20 protein-coding genes and 1 riboswitch are annotated in these 20,975 nt (G+C 67.7%); of the genes, 11 read left to right on the top strand and 9 right to left on the bottom strand.

The annotated features are described in order from the left end of the window. Nucleotides 1–34: 34 nt before the first annotated feature. From LH407_RS10270 to LH407_RS10235, 8 genes are all read left to right on the top strand, one after another. Complete coding sequence (locus LH407_RS10270) at nt 35–880, top strand: exodeoxyribonuclease III (RefSeq protein ID WP_322134086.1); 846 nt, start codon at nt 35–37, stop codon at nt 878–880. A 58-nt stretch (nt 881–938) separates the two neighbouring features. After that, nucleotides 939–1,943: a tryptophan--tRNA ligase gene (gene trpS / locus LH407_RS10265; RefSeq protein WP_322134087.1), complete on the top strand. Its 1,005-nt coding sequence runs from the start codon at nt 939–941 to the stop codon at nt 1,941–1,943. A gap of 182 nt (nt 1,944–2,125) precedes the next feature. Beyond that, a riboswitch (FMN riboswitch) is annotated at nt 2,126–2,261 on the top strand. A 76-nt stretch (nt 2,262–2,337) separates the two neighbouring features. Then, the gene (gene ribD, locus LH407_RS10260; RefSeq protein WP_322134088.1) at nt 2,338–3,387 is read left to right on the top strand and encodes a bifunctional diaminohydroxyphosphoribosylaminopyrimidine deaminase/5-amino-6-(5-phosphoribosylamino)uracil reductase RibD; all 1,050 of its coding nucleotides are present in this window, start codon (nt 2,338–2,340) and stop codon (nt 3,385–3,387) included. Nucleotides 3,388–3,389: 2 nt separating this feature from the next. Further along, nucleotides 3,390–4,010: a riboflavin synthase gene (locus tag LH407_RS10255; protein ID WP_322134089.1), complete on the top strand. Its 621-nt coding sequence runs from the start codon at nt 3,390–3,392 to the stop codon at nt 4,008–4,010. Beyond that, nucleotides 4,007–5,326: a GTP cyclohydrolase II gene (gene ribA / locus LH407_RS10250; RefSeq protein WP_322134090.1), complete on the top strand. Its 1,320-nt coding sequence runs from the start codon at nt 4,007–4,009 to the stop codon at nt 5,324–5,326. Before LH407_RS10255 ends, ribA begins: the two co-directional genes overlap by 4 nt. Then, nucleotides 5,323–5,793: a 6,7-dimethyl-8-ribityllumazine synthase gene (ribH, locus tag LH407_RS10245; protein WP_322134091.1), complete on the top strand. Its 471-nt coding sequence runs from the start codon at nt 5,323–5,325 to the stop codon at nt 5,791–5,793. The genes ribA and ribH overlap by 4 nt, the downstream gene beginning before the upstream one ends. A gap of 27 nt (nt 5,794–5,820) precedes the next feature. Next, the gene (locus tag LH407_RS10240) at nt 5,821–7,188 is read left to right on the top strand and encodes an MFS transporter (RefSeq protein WP_322134092.1); all 1,368 of its coding nucleotides are present in this window, start codon (nt 5,821–5,823) and stop codon (nt 7,186–7,188) included. Nucleotides 7,189–7,313: 125 nt separating this feature from the next. Beyond that, nucleotides 7,314–9,170 carry an ABC transporter ATP-binding protein gene (locus LH407_RS10235; protein WP_322134093.1) on the top strand — a complete coding sequence of 619 codons (1,857 nt, stop codon included), beginning with the start codon at nt 7,314–7,316 and terminating at the stop codon, nt 9,168–9,170. 11 nt (nt 9,171–9,181) lie between these two features. Here LH407_RS10235 and LH407_RS10230 read toward each other — a convergent pair whose 3' ends face one another. The 5 genes from LH407_RS10230 to LH407_RS10210 form a co-directional block, all read right to left on the bottom strand. Further along, the gene (locus tag LH407_RS10230) at nt 9,182–9,976 is read right to left on the bottom strand and encodes a TrmH family RNA methyltransferase (RefSeq protein WP_322134094.1); all 795 of its coding nucleotides are present in this window, start codon (nt 9,974–9,976) and stop codon (nt 9,182–9,184) included. A 58-nt stretch (nt 9,977–10,034) separates the two neighbouring features. Next, a complete protein-coding gene (locus LH407_RS10225) occupies nt 10,035–10,850 on the bottom strand; it encodes an ABC transporter permease (protein WP_322134095.1) in 816 nt (271 codons plus the stop codon). Then, a complete protein-coding gene (locus LH407_RS10220; RefSeq protein WP_322134096.1) occupies nt 10,847–11,872 on the bottom strand; it encodes an ATP-binding cassette domain-containing protein in 1,026 nt (341 codons plus the stop codon). The genes LH407_RS10225 and LH407_RS10220 overlap by 4 nt, the downstream gene beginning before the upstream one ends. A gap of 23 nt (nt 11,873–11,895) precedes the next feature. Then, nucleotides 11,896–12,741 (bottom strand): DUF4097 family beta strand repeat-containing protein, encoded by an 846-nt coding sequence (locus tag LH407_RS10215; protein ID WP_322134097.1) that lies wholly within the window; start codon nt 12,739–12,741, stop codon nt 11,896–11,898. A 78-nt stretch (nt 12,742–12,819) separates the two neighbouring features. After that, on the bottom strand, nt 12,820–13,308 hold the full coding sequence (locus LH407_RS10210; RefSeq protein ID WP_322134098.1) for a type II toxin-antitoxin system HicB family antitoxin: 489 nt from the start codon (nt 13,306–13,308) through the stop codon (nt 12,820–12,822). Nucleotides 13,309–13,428: 120 nt separating this feature from the next. Between LH407_RS10210 and LH407_RS10205 the strand changes: the two genes are divergently transcribed. After that, nucleotides 13,429–14,295, top strand: coding sequence for a dioxygenase family protein (locus LH407_RS10205; protein ID WP_322134099.1), 867 nt, complete (start codon nt 13,429–13,431; stop codon nt 14,293–14,295). 174 nt (nt 14,296–14,469) lie between these two features. On the opposite strand, the gene LH407_RS10200 is transcribed toward LH407_RS10205, so the two are convergent. Genes LH407_RS10200 through LH407_RS10185 form a run of 4 tightly spaced genes read right to left on the bottom strand, consistent with a single transcriptional unit; the run spans nt 14,470 to nt 19,241 of the window. After that, the gene (locus LH407_RS10200; RefSeq protein WP_322134100.1) at nt 14,470–15,936 is read right to left on the bottom strand and encodes an NAD-dependent succinate-semialdehyde dehydrogenase; all 1,467 of its coding nucleotides are present in this window, start codon (nt 15,934–15,936) and stop codon (nt 14,470–14,472) included. Continuing rightward, a complete protein-coding gene (locus LH407_RS10195) occupies nt 15,933–16,514 on the bottom strand; it encodes an isochorismatase family protein (protein WP_322134101.1) in 582 nt (193 codons plus the stop codon). Before LH407_RS10195 ends, LH407_RS10200 begins: the two co-directional genes overlap by 4 nt. Before the next feature lie 25 nt (nt 16,515–16,539). Continuing rightward, nucleotides 16,540–18,243: a D-alanyl-D-alanine carboxypeptidase/D-alanyl-D-alanine endopeptidase gene (gene dacB, locus LH407_RS10190; RefSeq protein WP_322134102.1), complete on the bottom strand. Its 1,704-nt coding sequence runs from the start codon at nt 18,241–18,243 to the stop codon at nt 16,540–16,542. Between the two features lie 41 nt (nt 18,244–18,284). Next, nucleotides 18,285–19,241 (bottom strand): hypothetical protein, encoded by a 957-nt coding sequence (locus tag LH407_RS10185; RefSeq protein ID WP_322134103.1) that lies wholly within the window; start codon nt 19,239–19,241, stop codon nt 18,285–18,287. A gap of 570 nt (nt 19,242–19,811) precedes the next feature. Here LH407_RS10185 and LH407_RS10180 point away from each other — a divergent pair. Next, nucleotides 19,812–20,669 carry a tyrosine-type recombinase/integrase gene (locus tag LH407_RS10180; protein WP_322134104.1) on the top strand — a complete coding sequence of 286 codons (858 nt, stop codon included), beginning with the start codon at nt 19,812–19,814 and terminating at the stop codon, nt 20,667–20,669. Nucleotides 20,670–20,700: 31 nt separating this feature from the next. Beyond that, entirely contained in the window at nt 20,701–20,961 is a 261-nt protein-coding gene (locus LH407_RS10175; RefSeq protein WP_322134105.1) for a hypothetical protein, read from the top strand. Nucleotides 20,962–20,975: the final 14 nt, after the last annotated feature.

The raw sequence follows: 20,975 nt of genomic DNA, 5'->3' as shown, positions 1-20,975 counted from the left end.
CCCGGATGTCGGTTGCGATCACTAGCCTGGACGCATGGTTCGACCCCTGCGCATTGCTTCTGTCAACACGAACGGCGTCCGCGCCGCCTTCCGCAAAGGGATGGGCGAGTGGCTGGATGCCCGATCCGTCGACATCCTCGCGATGCAAGAAGTGCGTGCGGCCACGAGCGACCTCGAGGCCCTGCTCGGCCCGGAGTGGAGCATCCTCCACGATGCGGCGACGGCGAAAGGCCGCGCGGGGGTCGCGATCGCGTCACGTGATCGCGCGAGCATCCATCGGGTCACCTTCGGCGCCGACGACTTCGATACCGCGGGCCGCTGGCTCGAAGCCGACTACGAGGTTCACGGTCGTATCGTCACAGTTGTTTCCACCTACGTGCACACGGGCGAGGCGGACACCCCCAAGCAGGACGAGAAGTGGAAGTTCCTGGATGCCATGAGCGAGCGGCTGCCCGAACTGCGCGCACACTCACCGCTCTCCCTCGTCGTCGGCGACCTCAACGTCGGTCACCGCGAACTCGACATCCGCAACTGGCGCGGCAATCGCAAAAACTCCGGATTCCTGCCCCGCGAGCGGGCCTACTTCGACCGCTTCTTCGGGCCGGAGGGCGAGGCCGTGGAAGGTGTCGACGGGTCCGTGGGCCCCGGGCTCGGCTGGGTGGATGTCGGCCGCCGCTGGGCCGGTGAAGTCGACGGCCCCTACACATGGTGGTCGCAGCGCGGGCGCGCGTTCGACAACGACACCGGATGGCGCATCGACTACCACCTCGCAACCCCCGAGCTCGCGGCGACCGTCGTCGACTACTCCGTGGACCGTGCCGCCGCGCACGACCAGCGATGGAGCGATCACGCTCCGGTTGTCGTCGACTACCAGCTCTGACGTGGTCGACGACAAGCTCTGACGATGAGCTCTGACGACGACCTTTAGGCTGTATCGGGTGACCAAGACCCGCCTCTTCTCCGGTATGCAGCCTTCCGCCGACTCGCTCCACCTCGGCAACTACATGGGTGCGCTCCTCCAGTGGCGTGACATGCAGGTCACACACGACGCGGTGTTCTGTGTCGTCGACCTGCACGCGATCACGGTGCCGCAGGATCCGGCTCAGCTCCGGGAGCAGACGCGTCGCACCGCCGCCCAGTACATCGCGGCCGGAATCGACCCCTCCATCTCCACACTTTTTGTGCAGTCTCAGGTCGCGGCGCACCCGCAGCTCGCGTGGGTGCTCAACACGATCACGGGCTTCGGCGAGGCCAGCCGCATGACGCAGTTCAAGGACAAGTCGCAGAAGCAGGGCGCCGATTCGGCATCGGTCGGACTCTTCACCTACCCCATCCTTCAGGCGGCGGACATCCTGCTGTACGACGCGACCGTTGTGCCCGTCGGCGAAGACCAGCGGCAGCACATCGAACTCACGCGCGACCTCGCGAACCGCTTCAACACGCGGTTCGGCGAGACCTTTGTAGTGCCCGAGGTGCAAATCCTCAAGGAGACCGCGAAGGTCTACGACCTGCAGGACCCGAACGCCAAGATGTCGAAATCTGCCGCGACCGATTCTGGTGTGCTGTGGCTCCTCGACGAGCCGGCGCGCACCGCGAAAAAGATCAAGTCGGCGGTGACGGATGCCGAGCGCGAGGTTCGTTTCGACCGCGAGAACAAGGCCGGGGTATCGAACCTGCTCACCATCCACTCTGTGCTGTCCGGGCGTTCCATCGCCGACCTCGAAGTCGAGTTCGACGGCAAAGGGTACGGCGACCTCAAGGGCGCGGTGGCGGAGGTCGTGGCATCCGAATTCGGCCCCATTCGCGAACGTGCGCTGGAGCTGCTCGCCGACCCCGCCGAGCTCGATCGGATCCTGGGCGCCGCGGCCGACCGAGCGGCGGAGATCGCCGACGCAACCCTGCGCCGCGTCTACGACGCGGTCGGTTTCCTCCCGAAGCCCTAACCCGCCCCGGTGTGAGTGGACGGCGCTGAGCGACGTTTCCCACGCTGAGGTTTGCCACGCGCGCGCCGGGTTGAACGGGCGCGACCGGCGCAAACCTCCGCGCGCGGTGCGGCGCTGAGCGACGTAAGACGTAACGGGCGGGAATACCGCTGAGGGTGCGGCGTTACACTCGTCAGCAGTAGTACGTGCTCCGGGGTCGGTGAAAGTCCGAACCGGCGGTGATAGTCCGCGAGCCCGCAAGGGTTGAGCCGGTGAAATTCCGGCACCGACGGTAATGAGGTCGCGAGACCTCTCAGTCCGGATGGGAGGATGCACGGGCCCCTTGGCGATGCCTCGGGGCGGGTCGTTCGACCACCCCCGGAGTCCGTCTTCCACGAAGACCGAAGGACACCGGATGACCGCCGCACCGCACGAGAACGCCGTGCGCGACAGCACAGCGCCGTACGAGCACGCCATGCGGCACGCGCTCAGCCTCGCCTCCCGCGGCCCCGTCACGGGTGGCAACCCGCAGGTGGGCTGCGTGCTCCTCTCCCCCGACGGCGAGATCGTCGCCGAGGGCTGGCACCGCGGCGCCGGCACACCCCACGCCGAGGTCGACGCCCTCTCGAAGGTCGACGACGCCCGCGGTCTCACCGCCGTCGTCACCCTGGAACCGTGCAACCACCACGGCCGCACCGGCCCGTGCAGCGTCGCGCTCATCGTGGCGGGGGTCGCTCGCGTCGTCTACGCGGTGGATGACCCGGGCCGAGCATCCTCGGGTGGTGCAACCCACCTCCGCAATGCGGGTGTCGACGTGGTGCCCGGCGTTCTCGCCGACGAGGCGGAAACCTTCCTGACGAAGTGGCTTACCGCAACCCGCAGGGGCACCCCGTGGGTGACCCTCAAGTGGGCCGCGAGCCTCGACGGGCGCTCGGCTGCTGCCGACGGCTCGAGCCAGTGGATCACGGGCACGGCGGCGCGGCAGCTTGTGCACGAGCAGCGGGCCGAGTCCGACGCGATCCTCGTGGGTACGGGTACCGTCATCGCCGATGACCCGAGCCTCACCGCCCGGGGGGATGCCGGCGAGTTACTCGCCCACCAGCCGCTTCCGGTGGTCGTGGGCGAGCGGCCCGTGCCGGAGGGCGCGAAGCTGCGCGAACGGGAGTTCGTGGCGGCCCACTCTCGGGACCTCGAGGAGGTGCTGCGCGATCTGTATGGCCGTGGCATCCGGCGCGCCTATGTCGAAGGCGGCCCGACCTTGGCGAGCGCGTTCGTTCGCGCGGGTCTCGTGGACGAGTTCCTCGTTTTTGTGGCGCCGAAGCTCATCGGCGGGCCACGGATCGCCGTCGACGACCTCGGTATCGGGTCGATCGACGAGGCGATCCCCCTGACGTTCACCGGTGTCGAAGCCCTCGGCGACGACATCCTCATCACAGCAGTACCAGCCACGAAGGTGGAGGAGTAACCATGTTCACCGGAATCATCGAAGAACGCGGCGAGGTCATCGCTTGGCAGCAGACGGCGGATGCCGCCCGCCTCACGGTGCGCGCCCCGCTCGCCGCGTCTGACGCCAAACATGGCGACTCGATCTCGGTGAGTGGCGTGTGCCTCACCGTTGTCGGGCAAGGTTCCGACTGGTTCGAGGCGGATGTCATGGACATGACGATCCGCATGAGCACCCTCGCCGAGCTCACCCCGGGTCGTCACGTCAACATCGAGCGCGCCATGCAGGTCGGGGACCGATTGGGTGGCCACATCGTCCAGGGTCACATCGACGGCACCGCGACGCTCCTCTCTATCGAGGCGGGCAGCGCATGGCGCGTGCTGCGCTTCAGCCTGTCGGCCGAGGAGGCACCTCTCGTCGCACGCAAGGGTTCCATCGCCGTCGACGGTGTGTCTCTCACGGTGAGCGCCGTCGGTGATGACTGGTTCGAGGTGTCCCTCATCCCGGAGACCCTCGAGGCGACAACCCTCGGCGAGCGCGAGGTTGGCGACCGCGTGAACATCGAGACGGACATCCTCGCGCGCCACGTGCTGAGGCTCGCGGAGGTTGCCCCGGCGCCTTCCACCGAGGAGGTCGCATCATGAGTCTCGCCGAGATCCCCGCAGCGCTCGACGCGCTGCGCGCGGGCCGCCCCGTCATCGTCGTCGACAACGAGAGCCGCGAGAACGAGGGTGACGTCATCATGGCCGCCCAGTTCGCCACCCAGGAGTGGCTCGCGTGGACGATCCGTCACACGTCCGGTTTTGTGTGCGCGCCCATGACCAACGAGATCGCCGATCGCCTCGAACTGCCGCTCATGGTCGCCGACAACCAGGACCCGCTCGGTACTGCCTACACGGTGTCGGTGGATGCCGCTGATCGACTCAGCACGGGCATCAGCGCTGCCGATCGCGCCCACACCCTCCGGGTGCTGGCCGACCCGTCGGCGACCCCGACGCGGTTGCGGCGCCCCGGTCACATCCTTCCGCTGCGGGCCAACGACGGCGGGGTTCGCTCGCGCCCCGGACACACCGAGGCTGCGGTCGACCTCCTCAAGCTCGCAGGGCTCATGCCCGTCGGCGTGATTGCGGAAATCGTGGCCGAGGACGGCGAGATGATGCGCCTTCCCGGGCTCATCGCCCTCGGTGCGGACAACGAGCTGCCGGTCATCACGATCGCGGCGCTCATCGACTACCTGCAGGAGTGGCACTGCGACCGAGACGTTCCCGTCGCCGTGGAGATCCCGGAGAGCCCTCGCGTGACGTTCGAGGTGGAGACGACCATCCCCACCACCCACGGCGCCTTCCGATTCCGCGCCTACCGCGACCGCACGACGGGGGCCGACCACCTCGCGATCATCGCCGACGACCCCGTCACGGGCGACGCGCCGACCAACGGTGCGCTCGCGCGGGTGCACTCGGAGTGTGTCACCGGCGAAGTGTTCGGCTCGGAGAAGTGCGAATGCGGACCGCAGCTGGATGCAGCCCTCGACGAGATCCAGCGCTCGGGCGGTGTCGTCGTCTACATGCGGGGCCACGAGGGTCGCGGTATCGGCCTCATCAACAAGCTCAAGGCGTACCGCCTTCAGGAGGCAGGCCTCGACACTCTGGACGCGAACATCGCCCTCGGCTTCCCCGCCGATGCTCGCGACTACGGCGCGGCCGTCGACATCCTCCGCGACCTCGGCCTCACCGAAATCCGGCTTCTCACCAACAATCCAGACAAGGTGTTGCAACTGGCAGACCACGGCATGACCGTGCTCGACCAGGTGCCCCTCGTCGTGGGTGTCGGAGAGTTCAACGAGGCCTACCTCGAAACCAAGCGCGACCGTATGGGCCACCTGCTGCCGAGCGACGCAGTCCTCGACGCCGAAGTGGCCATCAACACGGGCACAACTACCCCCACGAAAGGAATCTCATGAGCGGCGCAGGATCGCCCACCATCCACACCGACGGCACGGGCCTGAAGGTCACCATCGTGGCCGGCCAGTGGCACGAGGAGATCACCAACGGGTTGCTCGCGGGGGCGCGGCGTGCGCTCGGTGAGGCCGGGGTCGAGATCACTGAGGTGCGTGTTCCGGGGTCATTCGAGTTGCCCGTGGCCAGCAAGGCAGCGCTCGATGCCGGTGCAGACGCGGTTGTGGCGCTCGGCGTCATCATCCGCGGCGGAACACCCCACTTCGAGTACGTGTCGGATGCGGCGACCTCCGGTCTCACGCAGGTATCACTGCTCACGGGCAAGCCCGTCGGCTTTGGGGTGCTCACCCTCGACGACGAGCAGCAGGGAATCGATCGCGCTGGCCTGCCCGGCTCGAAAGAAGACAAGGGTGCCGAGGCCGCCGAGGCCGCCGTCGCCACGGCGATTCTGCTGCGCTCGCTCCGCGGCTGAGCCGGTCGCAGCCGCTAGCCTGTGGCTGTGACCGCAACACCGCCGCAAGGTCCTGAGTCCGCTCGTCCCCCGGCACCGCCGGTCGATCTGCCACCACCCCCGGGTGCTGCGACGCCGACCCCCACGGGCCGGGGTCGACGCGCGGCGACCTTCACGCCCTTCGCTGAGCCAACGCGGCGGGTCCACGCCGGGTGGATCGCGCTCTTCGCGACCGCGTGGTTCGGCATTTGGATGGCGCAACTCACGCCCATCCAACTGCTGCTCCCGCAGCAGGTCGATACGGTCCTCAACCCGACGGACTGGACGGAAAGTGTTGTCGCCTTCGGCATCATCTCCGGCATCGCTGGTGCGTGCGCGCTCATCGCCTACCCCCTGACCGGAGCACTGTCCGACCGCACCACGTCGCGGTTCGGACGGCGGCGACCCTGGATCCTCGCGGGCGCACTCGTTTTCGCTGTCGCGCTTGTGCTGCTGGGCATCCAGACCACCATGGTCGGAATCGGCGTCGCGTGGTCGATCGCCATCATCGGCTTCTGCATGCTGTCGGCGGCGCTCACGGCCACGATCTCCGACCAGGTTCCCGTCGGCCAGCGTGGATTCGTCTCCGGCTGGGTGTCTGCCCCGCAGGCCGTTGGCACGGTGTTGGGGCTCCTTCTCGTCATCCTCCTCGGCCTCACACCGTTCCTCGGGTACACACTCATGGCGGTGTTGCTTGTGGTGCTCGTGCTGCCCTTCCTCGCGTTTGTTCCGGATGAGGTGCTGCCGAGGGTGCTGCGCCCACCGTTCACACTCGCGGCCCTCGTTCGCGGCTTCTGGGTGAACCCCGTGAAGTATCCCGACTTCGGGTGGACCCTCGTCAGTCGCATCCTCGTCAACATCGGCAACGCACTCGGCACCACCCTGCTGCTGTACTTCATCATGTTCGGCCTCGGCCGGGAGGAGACAGCGGAAGACGACCTCCTGAGCCTCACCCTCGTCTACCTCGTCTTCTTCATCCTCGCCGCGCTCGGCTTCGGCAAACTCAGCGACGTCATCGGGCGCCGCAAGCCGTTCGTCTACGTGGCCGCCTACCTCCAGGGGCTTGCGGCTCTCATCATCGCGTTTGTGCCGGACCTCGCCGTCACCTTCGTCGCGGCAGCCCTGCTCGGCATCGGCTACGGGTGTTTTATGGCGGTCGACCAGGCACTCGCGACCCAGGTGCTGCCGAACTCGCACACCCGCGGCAAAGACCTCGGCATCATGAACATCGCGACAACCGTGCCCCAAGCCGTTGCACCGCTCGTTGGGGCGTTCATCGTCGCCTACCTCGGTGGGTTTATGGGCCTCTTCATCGTGTCCGCCGCAGCGGCCGCGGTCGGCGGTCTCGCGATCCTGCCCGTGCGCGGCGTGCGGTAGGCAGCGCTCAACTCCACGCACACGTGCAAGCAGCGCGGCAGGCCTCCGGTCGGTGTATCCACGCCGTGAGCGAACACTCCCGTTGGCGTACTCACGGGGGCGCGTGAAGGGCGAGACTAGAGTCCATGAGTTCCCCCCGTAGTGGTCGTCCGTCGCGCTCGCCCTTCGCGCGACCGCAGGACGACGGCCCCCGCGCCAGTTTCCGCCAGCTCCTCCCCTACCTCGCAGAGCACCGACCCGTGCTCGCCGTGGTCATCGGCCTCAGCATCCTCGCCGCCGGCGCGTCGCTCGCCCAGCCCGCACTCGTCAGCCAAGTGATCACCGTCGTTCAGTCGGGCGAATCGCTCGGGATGCTCGTGTGGGCACTCATCGGGCTCGTTGTGGCCTCGGCGGTGCTGAGCGGATTCCAGCACTACCTGCTGCAGAGGACAGGAACATCCGTCGTCTACTCCGCTCGCCGCCAGTTGGTGCGCCGGATGCTGCGGCTCCCGATCAGCGAGTTCGACACACGCCGTACCGGCGACCTCGTCTCGCGGGTTGGCTCGGACACGACGTTGCTCTACGCCGTCATCACCCAGGGGCTCATCGACGCCATCGGCGGCGCGCTCGTTTTTGTGGGTGCGCTCATCGCCATGCTCATCATCGACCCCGTACTCCTCGGGCTCACCGTGCTCGTGATCGCGGTCGCCGTGGTTACCGTCGTGACCCTCTCCATGCGCATCCGGGTCGCCAGCCGTAAACAGCAGGAGAAGGTCGGCGACCTCGCGGCGTCGGTGGAGCGCTCGCTCTCCGCCGTGCGCACGGTGCGTGCCGCGAACGCGACCGAGCGCGAGACGGCCGCGATCGAGAAGGACGCGGAGGGGGCGTGGCAGCAGGGGCTCGTTGTTGCGCGCATCTCCGCTCTCGTTGTGCCCGTGTCGGGCATCGCGCTGCAGGTCGCGCTCCTCGTGGTGCTCGGTGTCGGCGGCTTCCGTGTTGCGAGCGGCGCGATCACGGTGGCGAGCCTCGTGGCGTTCATCCTCTTCCTGTTCATGATGATCATGCCGCTCGGCCAGGCTTTCGGTGCCATCAACTCCGTCAACCAAGCGCTCGGTGCTCTCGGTCGCATCCAAGAGATTGTGACGCTACCCCTCGAGACAGATCGCGACGCCGAGATCACTCCCGTCGCCGCGATCGAATCGGATGCCGCGATCTCATTCGAGAACGTCGAGTTCTCCTACCCGGAGGGCGCGGGGCCAGCGGCAGCCCCCGATGACCCGGAGGGCGCGGAACTCGCGGCCGAGGAACGAGCAGCCGCCGACCGTGTTGTGCTGCGCGGCGTCTCCTTCGATGCTCCCCGAGGCAAGCGCACGGCGCTTGTCGGTCCGTCCGGTGCCGGCAAGAGCACGATTCTCGCGCTCATCGAACGGTTCTACGACCCCACCGCCGGGGTGGTCCGATTCGGTGGTGTGGACATCCGCGGGCTCGATCGTGTCGAGTTGCGCAGCCAGATCGGGTACGTCGAACAGGATGCCCCCGTGCTTGCGGGAACGCTCCGCGAGAACCTGTTGCTTGGTGCCCCGGATGCCACGGAAGAGCAGTGCATCGAGGTGCTGCGGTCGGTGAACCTCACCGAGGTGCTCGACCGCAACCCGCTCGGGCTGGACGCCCCCGTCGGGGAATCCGGGATCATGCTCTCCGGGGGTGAGCGTCAGCGTTTGGCCATCGCCCGTGCGCTGCTCGCGGCACCCCCCATCCTGTTGCTCGACGAGTCGACGTCCTCGCTCGACGGCCTCAACGAGCAGATGCTGCGCGAGGCGATCGACGCCGTCGCGGTCGACCGCACCCTCATCGTGATCGCGCACCGACTCTCGACGGTTGTCGACTCTGACCAGATCGTGGTGCTCGACCACGGTCGCGTCGTGGGTGTCGGCACCCACTCCGAGCTCGTGCAGTCCACCCCGCTCTACAAGGACCTCGCGAAGCACCAGCTCCTCGTGTAGGGGGAGATCGCTCAGGGCGCGAGGGCGTACATCGCCACCGCCGCGGTGGCCGCCACGTTGAGGGAGTCGATGCCGTGCGCCATGGGGATCTGCACGATCGTGTCGGCCGCGTCGAGGGCTTCGCGCGTGAGGCCGTAACCCTCCTCCCCCAGCACGAGCGCGACACGCTCGGGGGCGGATGCCGCGAAGTCGCGTAACGCGACGGCCCCGGGTTCGAGTGCCAGGGCGGCCACCTCGAACCCGGACTCCACGAGCTCCGCCCGCAACGTGCCCCAGTCACCGGTCCTCGTCCACGGCACCTGAAGCACGGTGCCCATCGACACCCGGATGGCTCGGCGGTAGAACGGGTCGGAGCAGCGCGGCGTGACGAGCACGGCATCCGCCCCGATCCCTGCGACCGAGCGGAAGATCGCGCCGACGTTGGTGGGGTCTGCAACGTTCTCGAGGATGACGATGCGGCGGGCATCCGCAATCAGGGACGACACCGACGGCCGCGGTGGGCGATGCATCGATGCGATGAGGCCGCGGTGCAGCACGTACCCGGTGAGCTGTTCGAGAAGCTCCCCCGGCCCGGAAAATACGGGAACGTCGTCGCCGACGAGCGCCACCGCCTGCTCGGCGGAGGTGCCGAGCGCGAGCACGGAGCGCGCCCGGTGGCCGGCTCGCAGCGCCCGTCCGAGCACGAGCGCCGACTCCGCCAAGTAGAGCCCGTGCTCGGTGCCCTGTGCTTTCTTGAGCGCAACATCGGTCTGGTGCGAATAGTCCTTCAGCCGCGGGTCGTCGAGCGAATCGATGCGGATGATCACCGCCGAATGCTACCGCCAGACGCCTCGACCTACACGTGACCGGAGGGCGCGCGCCCCGTTACCCCCGCACCGACTTCCGCTCGTAGATCGCCATCGACCACACGTACCCCACCACCGTCAGCACCACCGCCCAGCCGAGGGCGAGCACCAGGTTCCACCCGAGCTCCGTTCCGGTGAGCAGCGAACGCACGGTTTCGATGAACGGCGTGAAGGGTTGGTACTCCGCGAACCACTGGAGCCAGGCCGGCATCGTTTCGGTGGGCACGAAGCCGCTTCCGAGCATGGGGAGGAGGGTGAGGATGAGCGGCAGGTTGCTCGCCGTCTCGACGGTTTTGGCTTGCATCCCCATTCCGATGCCGATCCAGCTGACCGCGAACGAGATGAGTGTGATGACACCGACGAGGGCGAGCCATTCGAGGGGCCCCGCGGTGGGCCGGAACCCCACAAGCATCCCGACACCGAGCACGAGGGCGACGGCGACGAGCGCCTGCACGGTGTTGCCGAGCACGTGCCCGGCGAGCACGGCGCCTCGCGAGATCGACATCGTGCGAAAACGTGCAGTGATGCCTTCGGTCATGTCCATGGCGACGGTGATCGCCGCCCCACTCGCGGTGCCCGCGATCGTGATGAGCAGGATGCCCGGCATCACGTACGCCAGGTATGCTTCCCGTCCGCCGGCCGGGTCCACACCGGGCAGCCCCGCGCCGAGGGTACCGCCGAACACAAACACCACTAGCAGGAGGACAACGACGGGGCCGAGGATGGTGAACATCGACAGGCCCGGGTAGCGAATGGCGCGCAGCAGGTTGCGTCGCAGCATCGTGACCGCATCGGAGATCACATGGCTCTGGTGGGCTGGGGCGATGGCGGTCATGATGCGTTCTCCTTCGTGTCTGTGTTGCTCGCGGTGTCTGTGCTGCTCGCCGTGTCTGTGTTGCTCGCCGTGTCTGGGCTGCTCGCGGCGCCGCTGGCCGCGTCGACCCGACCGGTGAGCGCGAAGAACACGTCGTCGAGGTCTGGGGTGTGGATGCTGAGGTCGGCGACCTCGATGTGTGCCGCGTCGAGTCGGTCGAGCACGGTTCTCACGGTGTCGACCCCGCCGGCGCTCGGCACGCTGAGCGTGAGCTCGGCGTCGTCGCGCTGCGTGCCGACGAGGATCCGGGATGCCTCGGCGAGGGCATCCGCGTCGCCAAAACGCAGCCGCAGGTGGCCTCCCGGCACGAGTCTCTTCAGCTCGTCGGGGGTGCCGTCGGCGACGATGCGACCACCGTCGAGGACGGCAATTCGCCCCGCGAGCTCGTCGGCTTCGTCGAGGTACTGGGTGGTGAGCAGCACGGTGGTGCCGTCGGCGACGAGGTCGCGGACGATGTTCCACATGGTGTGGCGACTGCGCGGGTCGAGGCCGGTGGTGGGTTCGTCGAGGAAGATCACGTCGGGGCGTGCGATGAGGGTCATGGCGAGGTCGAGTCGCCGTTTCATCCCGCCCGAGTAGGTGGCTAGCGGCTTGCGGGCTGCCTCGACGAGGTCGAACTGCTCGAGCAGTTCGGCCACCCGCTGCTTCGAACGTGTCGCGCCGAGGTGGCGCAACCGTGCCATGAGCATCAGGTTTTCCTCGCCGGTGATGAGGTTGTCGACGGCCGAGAACTGACCGGTGAGTCCGATCGAGGCCCGTACCGCTTCCGCCTCGCGCACGACGTCGTGGCCGTTCACGAGAACGGTGCCGGAGTCGGGGCGCAGGAGTGTGCTGAGAACGTGCACAGTTGTCGTTTTGCCCGCGCCGTTGGGGCCGAGCAGTGCGGTGACCGTGCCGGCCTCAACGGTGAGGTCGACGCCGTCGAGGACAGTTTGTGTGCCGTAGGACTTGGTGAGCCCGCGGACGTGGATGGCCGAGGTCATGCGCTTCTCCTTCTGGTTGGCAATTAGCGGGCGCGGTGGACGGTGACAGGGCCGAACTGGGTGCGGGCGCGCACGGCGACGGACTGCTCGGTCTCGGCGGGCGCCCCCTCGCCGTCGAGCTCGTTGCGCACCCGGCCCTCCTTGGAGGAAAGGTCGAGCCATGCGGGCACACCCGCGCGGATGCCCACGTCGATCTGGCCGTAACCGCTCTCGAGCTGCAGGGAGCCACTCGAGGCTTCGCGGATCCGCACGGTGCCATAGGCGGTGTTCGCCGTGACGGAGCCGAGCGCCGATCCGATCTCCAGGTCCCCGTAGGAAAGCTTCGCCTCCACATCGCCGCCCGTCTCACCGACTGCGATGCTGCCGTGCGAGGCCCGCAGCACGGCATCCGCTGCGATGCTGTCGATGCGGATCTGCCCGTGGTCGGCAGTGACCTCGGCCGCCCCATCCACAATGCCGGCGGTGACATTGCCGTGGGATGCCCGCAGCCACAGGTCCCCCGTGGCCTCGAGGTCGACCGCGCCCGTCGAGGCCTTGATGCGTGTGGCCCCGAGTCGTCCGCTCGTGCGTACATTGCCGACGGGCAGCTCGGCTGTGAGCCGCGATCCTGTGGGTAGCTCAACACGCAGGTCGATGGACTCGGTGGGGCCGATCCAACTCAGCCGCGGCTTGGGGCCGATGACGGTCAGTCGCTGGCCGTCGAAGTCGACCGCCGTCTCGTCGGCGCCACGACGGTCGACTGCCTTGCCGGGGTTCGTCGGCACGACGGTCACAACGGTGTCGTCGCGGTCGCTCGCGACGACCTCGACGAATCCGACCTGCAGGTTGATGGCGAGGTCGATGGGGCTGGGTGTGCTGAATGAGGGCATGCTCGCGCCTCCCTTTCCGTGGGCGTGTGTGTTCCTCCCCGCGGTCGCGGGGCTGAGGGATGTTCTGGTGGGGGCGGCCTAGCGGGCCCACCCCGCGAAGTCTCCGCCGGTGCGCAGCGCTCGCTGCGCGGTGCGGCGTTGTTTGGGCTGGAGCGCGGCGGCGACCGCCCTCACGAGCCACGTGTTGACGGACAGCCCGTCGGCTGCTGCCGCTTCGTCGACACGCGACTTGAGCGCGTCGGGCAGCCGGAGCGTCGTGCGGGTGGTGCTCACGTCGTCGAGGTCAATGGATGCCGCTGCCGAGTCATCGCCCTCTGTCTCCGCTGGCGCGGCCGCGACAACGAAGTCGACATCCCGCCCGCGCAGGCGCACGTCGACCGATCCCGGCGCGAGGTCTCGCGTGATCTCGCTGGCGGCCGCGGACAGCACGTCGAGCAGTACGAGTCTGGCCGTGGCATCCAGGCTCCCCACCAGTCGCTCGGCGACGGCACGTGTCTCTGGCGACCCCGTGTCGGCCGCGTCGACGAGTTGGCGCTGGAGGTCACTGACGTACTGCGAAAGTTCCATGTGCACCACTATGACACCACAGTGGTGTCACGTCAAGCAGGAATGGTGTCAGCATGGCTTCATAGCCCCCTCATAGGCGATATCAAGCACACGAGCAGCCCGACCCGCTGGAGTGACACCATGAGCAGAAAGACGAAGGCCGAGTGGACCGACTCCCGAGGCGAGCCCATCGACGAAGAGGACCGGGGCCTCGTCTACGACATCGGTACCCTCGTCAATCGCCGCGCCGCGCTCGGCCTGTTCGGCGGGATCGGCGTCACGGCGCTTCTCGCCGCGTGTTCCCCGGCCGCGACGAGCACACCGACCCCCAGCGCCACCGCGACAAGCCCCACGCCGAGTGCAACAGCGGAGACATCCGGCCCCCTCGCGGAGGTGCCGGACGAGACCGCTGGCCCCTACCCCGGCGACGGGTCGAACGGGGTCAATGTGCTCGACGACTCCGGGATCGTGCGCAACGACATCCGCTCGAGCTTCGGGGCTTCGACGGCGACAGCCGCGGGAACCCCGCTCGAGATCCGGTTGACCATGCGAGACGCCGCCACCGGCGCGGCTCTCCAGGGCGCCGCCGTCTACCTCTGGCACTGCGATAACGCCGGCAACTACTCCCTGTACAGCTCGGGGTACGAGAACGAGAACTGGCTCCGCGGTGTCCACGAGACCGACGAGACGGGCACCGTCGTGTTCACGTCGATCTTTCCCGGATGTTATCCGGGCCGGTGGCCGCACGCCCACTTCGAGGTGTACTCGGATGTCGCGACCGCCATCACCAACGGCCCCATCGTCAAGACATCCCAGATCGCCTTCCCCGAGGAGGCGTGTGCCGCGGTCTACGCAACACCCGGCTACGAGAGGAGCGCCCCGAACCTCTCCGGCACGAGCCTGAGCAGCGACAACGTGTTCGGCGAGGACGGCGGCATCTACCAGCTCGCCACCATGTCGGGCTCCGTCGCCTCGGGTTACGTGTCGTCGCTCACCGTCGGTGTGTAGAGCAGCCAAACACGAACCAGAGCGGAGGGTGGAGCCGCCTTCGGGGGTTTCCGGTGTGGTGGGCGTCCACGGGCAGAAACCCCCGAAGGCGGCCCCACCCGACCCCCGTTCTCGGCGGCGGGGTTTCGAGACGCGCTCCTGCGGAGCGCTCCTCAACCCACAGGGGTGACGCTCCTACGCGAACGGGTTCGGCGTCAGCACGTACTTCGTCTCGAGGTACTCGTGGATTCCCTCGAATCCACCCTCGCGACCGATGCCGGACTGCTTCACCCCACCGAAGGGAGCCGCGGCGTTGGAGACGACACCGACGTTGAGCCCCATCATGCCCGTCTGCAACGATTCGATGAGGCGCTGCCCGCGAGCAAGGTCACGCGTGTAGGCGTAGGAGACGAGTCCGAACTCGGTGTCATTGGCTTTGGCCACGGCATCCGCTTCGTCCGTGAAGGTCACGATCGACAACACCGGACCGAAGATCTCCTCGCGCAGGATGTCGCTGCCCTGCACCACACCGGACACCACGGTCGGGGCATAGAAGGTTCCATCGCGGTCGAGCACGGTTCCGCCCGTGCGTACGGTCGCACCTCGGGACACCGCGTCTTTGACCAACTCGTCGGCTTTCGCGACGGCGGCCTCGTTGATGAGCGGGCCGATGTTCACACCTTCTTCGGTGCCGCGGCCCACCTTCATCCCCGCGACCCGCTCGGTGACACGATTGGCGAACTCCTCGGCGACGGACTCGTGGACGATAAAACGGTTGGCGGCCGTGCAGGCCTGCCCGATGTTGCGGAACTTCGCGGCCATGGCGCCGTCGACGGCAGCGTCGAGGTCGGCGTCCTCGAAGACGAGGAACGGCGCGTTGCCCCCGAGTTCCATGGACGTGCGCAGCACACCGCGCGCGGCCTGGGTGAGCAACTGCTGCCCAACCGCCGTCGAACCGGTGAAGGAGAGTTTGCGTAGGCGCGGGTCGGCGATGATCGGTTCCGAAACCTCGCGCGAGGTCGACGTGGTGATGACGTTGACGACGCCTGCTGGCAGGCCGGCCTCCTCGAGGAGTCGCGCGAAGTAGAGGGTCGTGAGTGGGGTGAGTTCGGCCGGTTTGATGACGGACGTGCACCCGGCCGCGATCGCGGGCGCGATCTTGCGTGTGGCCATGGCGAGCGGGAAGTTCCACGGGGTGATGAGGTACGACGGTCCGACGGGGAGGTGGGTGACGATCATCCGCCCCGTGCCCTCCGGGTTGGAGCCGTAGCGGCCGGCGATGCGGACGGCTTCCTCGCTGAACCAGCGCAGAAACTCCCCGCCGTAGGTCACTTCGCCCCGGGCCTCCGCGAGGGGTTTTCCCATCTCGAGGGTCATGAGGAGCGCGAACTCGTCGGCGCGTTCCTGGAGGAGGTCGAAGGCACCACGCAGGATCTCGCCCCGCACTCGTGGTGCTGTCGACGCCCAGGACTGTTGGGCGGCAACGGCGGCATCGAGCGCACGACCGCCGTCCTCGGCCGAGGCATCCGCGATTGTGGCGATCACGGTGCCGCTCGACGGGTCCTGCACGTCGATGGATCGTCCCGACGTGGATTCCACCCATTCCCCGCCGATGAAGAGGCGGTTCGGTACCTTCGCGAGGAGATCGGATTCGCTGATCATTGTGCATCCTTGCTGGTGATGAGTTCGACACCTGCGGCCGACAGTGTGCGAAGGGCCGCTTCGCTCGACTCGTCGGCTACTCCGGCGACGAGATCGGTGACAACACGCACGTGTTTGCCCGCTTCGACGGCGTCGAGGGCGGAGGCGAGCACGCAGTAGTCGGTGGCGATGCCGACGACGTCGACATCGGTGACGCCGAGTCGCTCGAGGGTGTCGGGCAGCGACTCCCCGTCATCCGTCTCCCCCTCGAAGATCGAGTAGGCGGGTTTGCCCTGACCTTTGCGCACGTGAACGTCGATGAGGTGGGTGCCGAGCGCCGGGTGGTACTCGGCGCCGGGGGTCCCCGATACGCAGTGCTCGGGCCACGAGTCCACGAAGTCGGGTTCCGGGTGGAAGTGCCCGCCGTTGTCGTTGTGGCCGTCGTGCCAGTCCCGGGAGGCGATGACGACGTCGTACGGATGCCCGTCCGCGAGCCACTCGGTGACCCCTGCCGCGACGGCCGCACCGCCGTCGACCCCGAGCGCCCCACCTTCCGTGAAGTCGTTCTGCACGTCGATGATGAACAGAGCCGATGTCATGGTTGTCTCCTTCGTTGGTGGAGAGTCAGTTGTTGGAGAGGTTGTTCCCGCACGAGTAGAGGCCGGTCGCGAGGGTGTCCTGGGCATCCTTCGCGTCGGGGGTGATGCCGTCGCGAACCGAGGCGAACATAAACGCCAGGGGTGTTCCGTCGGCGGCGTTGACGACCCCGCCGAGAGTGTAGGCCGTGTCGATCCAGCCGGTTTTGGCGACAACGGCTCCGACGGCGATCGCGTTGTCACCGGTGAAGCGGCTCGCGAGTGTTCCGCTCAACCCCGAGACCGGAAGGGCGTTGAACATGATGCCGAGGTTCTGCTCGCCCGTGCGTGCCTTGCTCATGAGCGCCGTAATGAACGATGCAGGCACTGCGTTGAACTCGCTGAGACCCGACCCATCACGAATGGTGAGATTCGAGGTGTCCAGACCGTACGTGGACAGTGCGGACGGGATGGCCTGGTTGAGCGACGCCGAGCTGCCGCCGAGCCCCATGCTGACGGAGACGGCACGCGCGAGATTCTCGGCGAGGATGTTGTCGCTCCACGACATCATCTGACCGATGAGCACACTCACCGGTTGGGACTTGACCTCCGCGAGCACACCACCGGCGGGTGCGGAGCCTGTCGTGATGGTCACCCCCGTGAGTCCCGCGGCGTCGCGGAACGCGCGACCGGCGTCCCCGATGGGATCGCTCGACCGCGGGCTGACGGTGGAGGACGGGTCGGCACGCCCACCGTCGACCATGAGCGCCGTCGTCTCGGCCTGATACCCCATGCTCTGCTCGGAGCGCAGCCACGAGTCGTCCCAGCGGTCATCCGGGTTCCACATGGTCGAGTCGAGAACGATTTGGGTGATCGGCACACCGGGGTGGACCTCGTTGTAGCGGGTCACCGCGGCTCGCGCGAGGTCGCCGATGAGAGGAGCGCCCGAGTAGACGGTGGCAGAGGTCGTGGCGAGGGTCGGATCGCCACCACCCCGCAACACGATGACGCCGGGCGAGGTGCCGTCGAGAACCTGGGTGCTGAGCTGAGTGTCGGGGCCGAGAGCCTCGAGAGCCGCAGCAGCGGTGAGGGTCTTGAGGACGCTGCCGGTGCGCTGCGGCTGGGCACCGGAACGGTCCAGCAGCACCTCGCCGGTCGCCGCGCTGACCACCTGGCCGCTGAACGCGGTGAGGCGCGGGTCGGCGAGGATGCCGGCAACCGAGCACGTACGGACGGGGGTGGGCGCTGGTAACGCGGCTGGCACCGTGCGCGGCTCCACCGTCGGAGTGGGTTCGGGTGCGGCAACCGTCGGCCGCGGCGCCGTCGCCGCGCCTGCCGCGACAGCTCCCGCAGCCAGAAGCAGAAACGCTGCCCCGAGCGCACCACCCAACCATGCGCGCGGGTGGCGACGGATGAGAGCGGCGATACCGCCGGATGCCCGCTCACCACGCGGCGCGGACGGCGGGGCACTGGGCGGCGGGGCACTGGGCGGCGTGGCACTGGGCGGCACCTGTCCGGCGGGCTGCGCGTCCACGTCGGCGAATACACCCTCCGTCGACACCGTCAGCGGCTCCGCCGGTTGCTCTACGGGCTCCTCCGCTGCGGGCTTGGCGCGACGGCCGGAGCGCGACTCCCGCAGGGCCCGACGACTGATGAACTCGGTGGGAGCATCCTCGGTCGGCGTCGCTCCGCCGGGGAGACTGCCATCCGGCAGATCACCCTCTGGCGTGGCCGGGCCTTGCGAATCACTCACGCCACAAGTCTAGGCGCGAGCCCCTCGGCTACGCCTGGGCGTCAGCAGGAGCGCCAGCTCGCCGCGGCACGCGTGAAGCTCGCCGGCTCGTCGATCCCGCCGTGGGTCATCGCGAGGGCGATGCACACACCGGAGGTCGACCACGTCGGGCGGTACAGCGAGGCGCGGTGCGAAAGTGACTGCCACCACTTGGTCGCCACCGTCGCGCCGGTGTTACCCGAACCGCCGGCGAGGTTGCCGTCGCACCCGACACTCGGGACGCCGTCGATGCGCACCGTACCGATGTGACCCCACGCGTCGAGCGGGTCAGGGCTCGGCGACTCCGCCATCCAGAACAGGCGAGCCTCCATGCACGAGTCGTAAACGAACCGCGAGACCGGCGGCAGACAGTTTTGGTACCGGATGAGGTTGTACTGCTGGGCGAACGAAACCAGGTCGGCCGTTGTCGTACCCGGCACACCCTGCGCGGAACGTGCGCTCGGAGCACCCGAGGTGGTGAACCCGCCGAGGTCCGGACAAGACTTGCCCTGCGCGCGCAGCGCCTGGACACGCGCGATCGTCTCCGGGTCGGTGCTGAACAGCGCCGGGTGCACCTCGCCGGGAGCGATCTGCTTGTCTGCGGTCTCCCACGGCCGCGGGTCGGTTGCCGTGGTCGCCGCAGCGAACTCGAGGGCCGCGGCGAGCTCGGGCTCACCGGCTGCCGCCGAGGGTTGCTCTGCGCCGGTCGGGCTGGGTGCGGCGGTCTCGACGATCGGCGCTGCCTCGGGGGCTACCGAATCTGCTGCAGCGACGACGATCGTCTCCACCACGGCCACACGGGGCGAGGGGGTGGTCGGATGCTGCGGAGCCAGCACCGCGGACGAACGGGAGAACGGCGGGGTGGCGGAACCCGACTCCGCCACCGTCGGGGCCGAAGCCCCGATACCGCCGCCAACGACAAGGGCCAATGCCATCACCACCGCCGCAGCGGCCCCTCCAGGGATGCCAAAACCCGTCATGTCGTGTACCCCCATACACTCCCGAACACCAACCCCGATTGCGGTGTCCCGTGGCGAAAAAGGTATGCCTGCTCGTGCGCAGATGCAAGGGACTTTCGGTCCGTGAGGGGTACATGCCCACGAATTGGGGGTACGTTACGGGGGATTTGTCCACGAAAAGGCGGACCGAATGGGGTACAGAACGGGGTGGGGTGCGAGGAGTACCTTCGGGAGCCACGGTTACTCGAGGGCGAAAGGAATCGACTCCCCTACTGAGCCGCCACCAGATCGCTTCGCGATCCGGTGGACTGCTCAGCGGGGGCCCACAAGGGTGCAGTGCTCACGGGACAGTTCAGACAAAAATGGGTACCGCCGATGGCGGTACCCATTTTTTGTCTGAGCCGCCCAAGGGAATCGAACCCTTGACCTTCTCATTACAAGTCTGACCCTTGGGGTGTCTACGCGATCGCGTACGTGCTGGCACGAGTGGCGATCGCGCGATGACGGAGCTTGCGATGGTGGCTGGCGTTGTCGTGTCACTCGGATTAGGGCTCGTCACGTGGTGGGTTCGCGATCGTAACGTGGGTGAGCATGACTGATGCTCACGATGGAATCTTGTTGGACTGGCGACTCTGGCAGGAGGCACAAGGGCTCAGTGAGCGCACGATCTCGGAACGACTCTCGATCGTGCGCCGGCTACTCGAGCACGCCGGCGCCGCGCCGCTGGAGCTGAGCCCGGCCGACATTATTCGCTTCGTCGGTGCACATGGCGGTCAGACAACCAAAGCGACCTATCACGCCACGATCCGGGCCTACTGCCAATGGCTCGTGCGCGTCCAGTTGCGAGCCGACGATCCCAGCCTCCTCACGCCGACCCCGAAACGCACTCGAGGCAAGCCCCGGCCGATCCCGACCGGCAACCTTGAGCTGCTCCTCGCGAGCGCAACTCGTCGACGCACTCGGATGATGATTCTCCTCGCGGCCGCGGCCGGCTTGCGGGTGCATGAGATCGCGAAGTTTCATGGCGAGGATCTCGACCGCCGAAACGGGATCATCACCGTGACTGGCAAGGGCGGCGCGACGGCGATGATCCCCGCTCACGAGGCCATCACCGAGCTTGCCGTCCATTTCCCCGTCGACGGCTACTGGTTCGCGTCCTACGAGCTGCAGGGCAGCGATCGACCGCACGTTAGCCGCGCCGCTGTCTACCGGGCCATAGCTGACACCATGCGCCGCGCTGGCGTGGTCGGCACGCCGCATCAGCTGCGCCACTGGTACGGGACAACCCTTCTCGAGAACGGCGTTCATATGCGCGTCGTCCAAGAGCTACTCCGTCACAAGAGCGTGGCCACGACGGAGCTTTACACGGGCGTCAGCTGGGGTCTGCTGCAGGCAGGAATCGCCCAGCTGCAGCTGCCCGACAAGTCACGAATCACAGTGTCAACGTGAGGTTGACACCAAAATCCCGAGGAGTTTCACCGTGGCCCGTGAGGTCGATTCCCTGCAGTTCCTAGGCTTCGTGGGCCGCATCATCCGTGCCGGCGGAATCCGAGTCGGCAATGATGGCGACGAGTTCGAGCTCGCCGAGCTCGTCGCCATGCACGACACGATCGACGAGGCGATCGCGCACGCGGTGGACTTGCACCGGAGCCGGGGCAAGTCGTGGACGTCAATCGGCGACAGTCTCGGCATCAGCCGTCAGGCCGCTCAGCAGCGTTTCGGGAGTCGTCGCTCGGCCTAGGTGGCGCTACCCTG

Origin of the sequence: Antiquaquibacter oligotrophicus (genome assembly GCF_020535405.1) — a bacterium.
GTDB classification, from domain to species: Bacteria; Actinomycetota; Actinomycetes; order Actinomycetales; family Microbacteriaceae; genus Rhodoglobus; species Rhodoglobus oligotrophicus.
This window is presented reverse-complemented; position numbering and strand designations above follow the sequence as displayed.

What these genes read in the sequence shown, in the direction of transcription:
- LH407_RS10195 (WP_322134101.1), bottom strand. Translation starts at nt 16,514, where the DNA reads ATGACATCGGCTCTGTTCATCATCGACGTGCAGAACGACTTCACGGAA.
- LH407_RS10215 (WP_322134097.1), bottom strand. Translation starts at nt 12,741, where the DNA reads ATGCCCTCATTCAGCACACCCAGCCCCATCGACCTCGCCATCAACCTG.
- LH407_RS10180 (WP_322134104.1), top strand. Translation starts at nt 19,812, where the DNA reads ATGACTGATGCTCACGATGGAATCTTGTTGGACTGGCGACTCTGGCAG.
- LH407_RS10270 (WP_322134086.1), top strand. Translation starts at nt 35, where the DNA reads ATGGTTCGACCCCTGCGCATTGCTTCTGTCAACACGAACGGCGTCCGC.
- LH407_RS10235 (WP_322134093.1), top strand. Translation starts at nt 7,314, where the DNA reads ATGAGTTCCCCCCGTAGTGGTCGTCCGTCGCGCTCGCCCTTCGCGCGA.
- LH407_RS10205 (WP_322134099.1), top strand. Translation starts at nt 13,429, where the DNA reads ATGAGCAGAAAGACGAAGGCCGAGTGGACCGACTCCCGAGGCGAGCCC.
- ribD (WP_322134088.1), top strand. Translation starts at nt 2,338, where the DNA reads ATGACCGCCGCACCGCACGAGAACGCCGTGCGCGACAGCACAGCGCCG.
- LH407_RS10225 (WP_322134095.1), bottom strand. Translation starts at nt 10,850, where the DNA reads ATGACCGCCATCGCCCCAGCCCACCAGAGCCATGTGATCTCCGATGCG.
- LH407_RS10255 (WP_322134089.1), top strand. Translation starts at nt 3,390, where the DNA reads ATGTTCACCGGAATCATCGAAGAACGCGGCGAGGTCATCGCTTGGCAG.
- ribA (WP_322134090.1), top strand. Translation starts at nt 4,007, where the DNA reads ATGAGTCTCGCCGAGATCCCCGCAGCGCTCGACGCGCTGCGCGCGGGC.
- LH407_RS10200 (WP_322134100.1), bottom strand. Translation starts at nt 15,936, where the DNA reads ATGATCAGCGAATCCGATCTCCTCGCGAAGGTACCGAACCGCCTCTTC.
- LH407_RS10220 (WP_322134096.1), bottom strand. Translation starts at nt 11,872, where the DNA reads ATGACCTCGGCCATCCACGTCCGCGGGCTCACCAAGTCCTACGGCACA.
- LH407_RS10210 (WP_322134098.1), bottom strand. Translation starts at nt 13,308, where the DNA reads ATGGAACTTTCGCAGTACGTCAGTGACCTCCAGCGCCAACTCGTCGAC.
- LH407_RS10185 (WP_322134103.1), bottom strand. Translation starts at nt 19,241, where the DNA reads ATGACGGGTTTTGGCATCCCTGGAGGGGCCGCTGCGGCGGTGGTGATG.
- ribH (WP_322134091.1), top strand. Translation starts at nt 5,323, where the DNA reads ATGAGCGGCGCAGGATCGCCCACCATCCACACCGACGGCACGGGCCTG.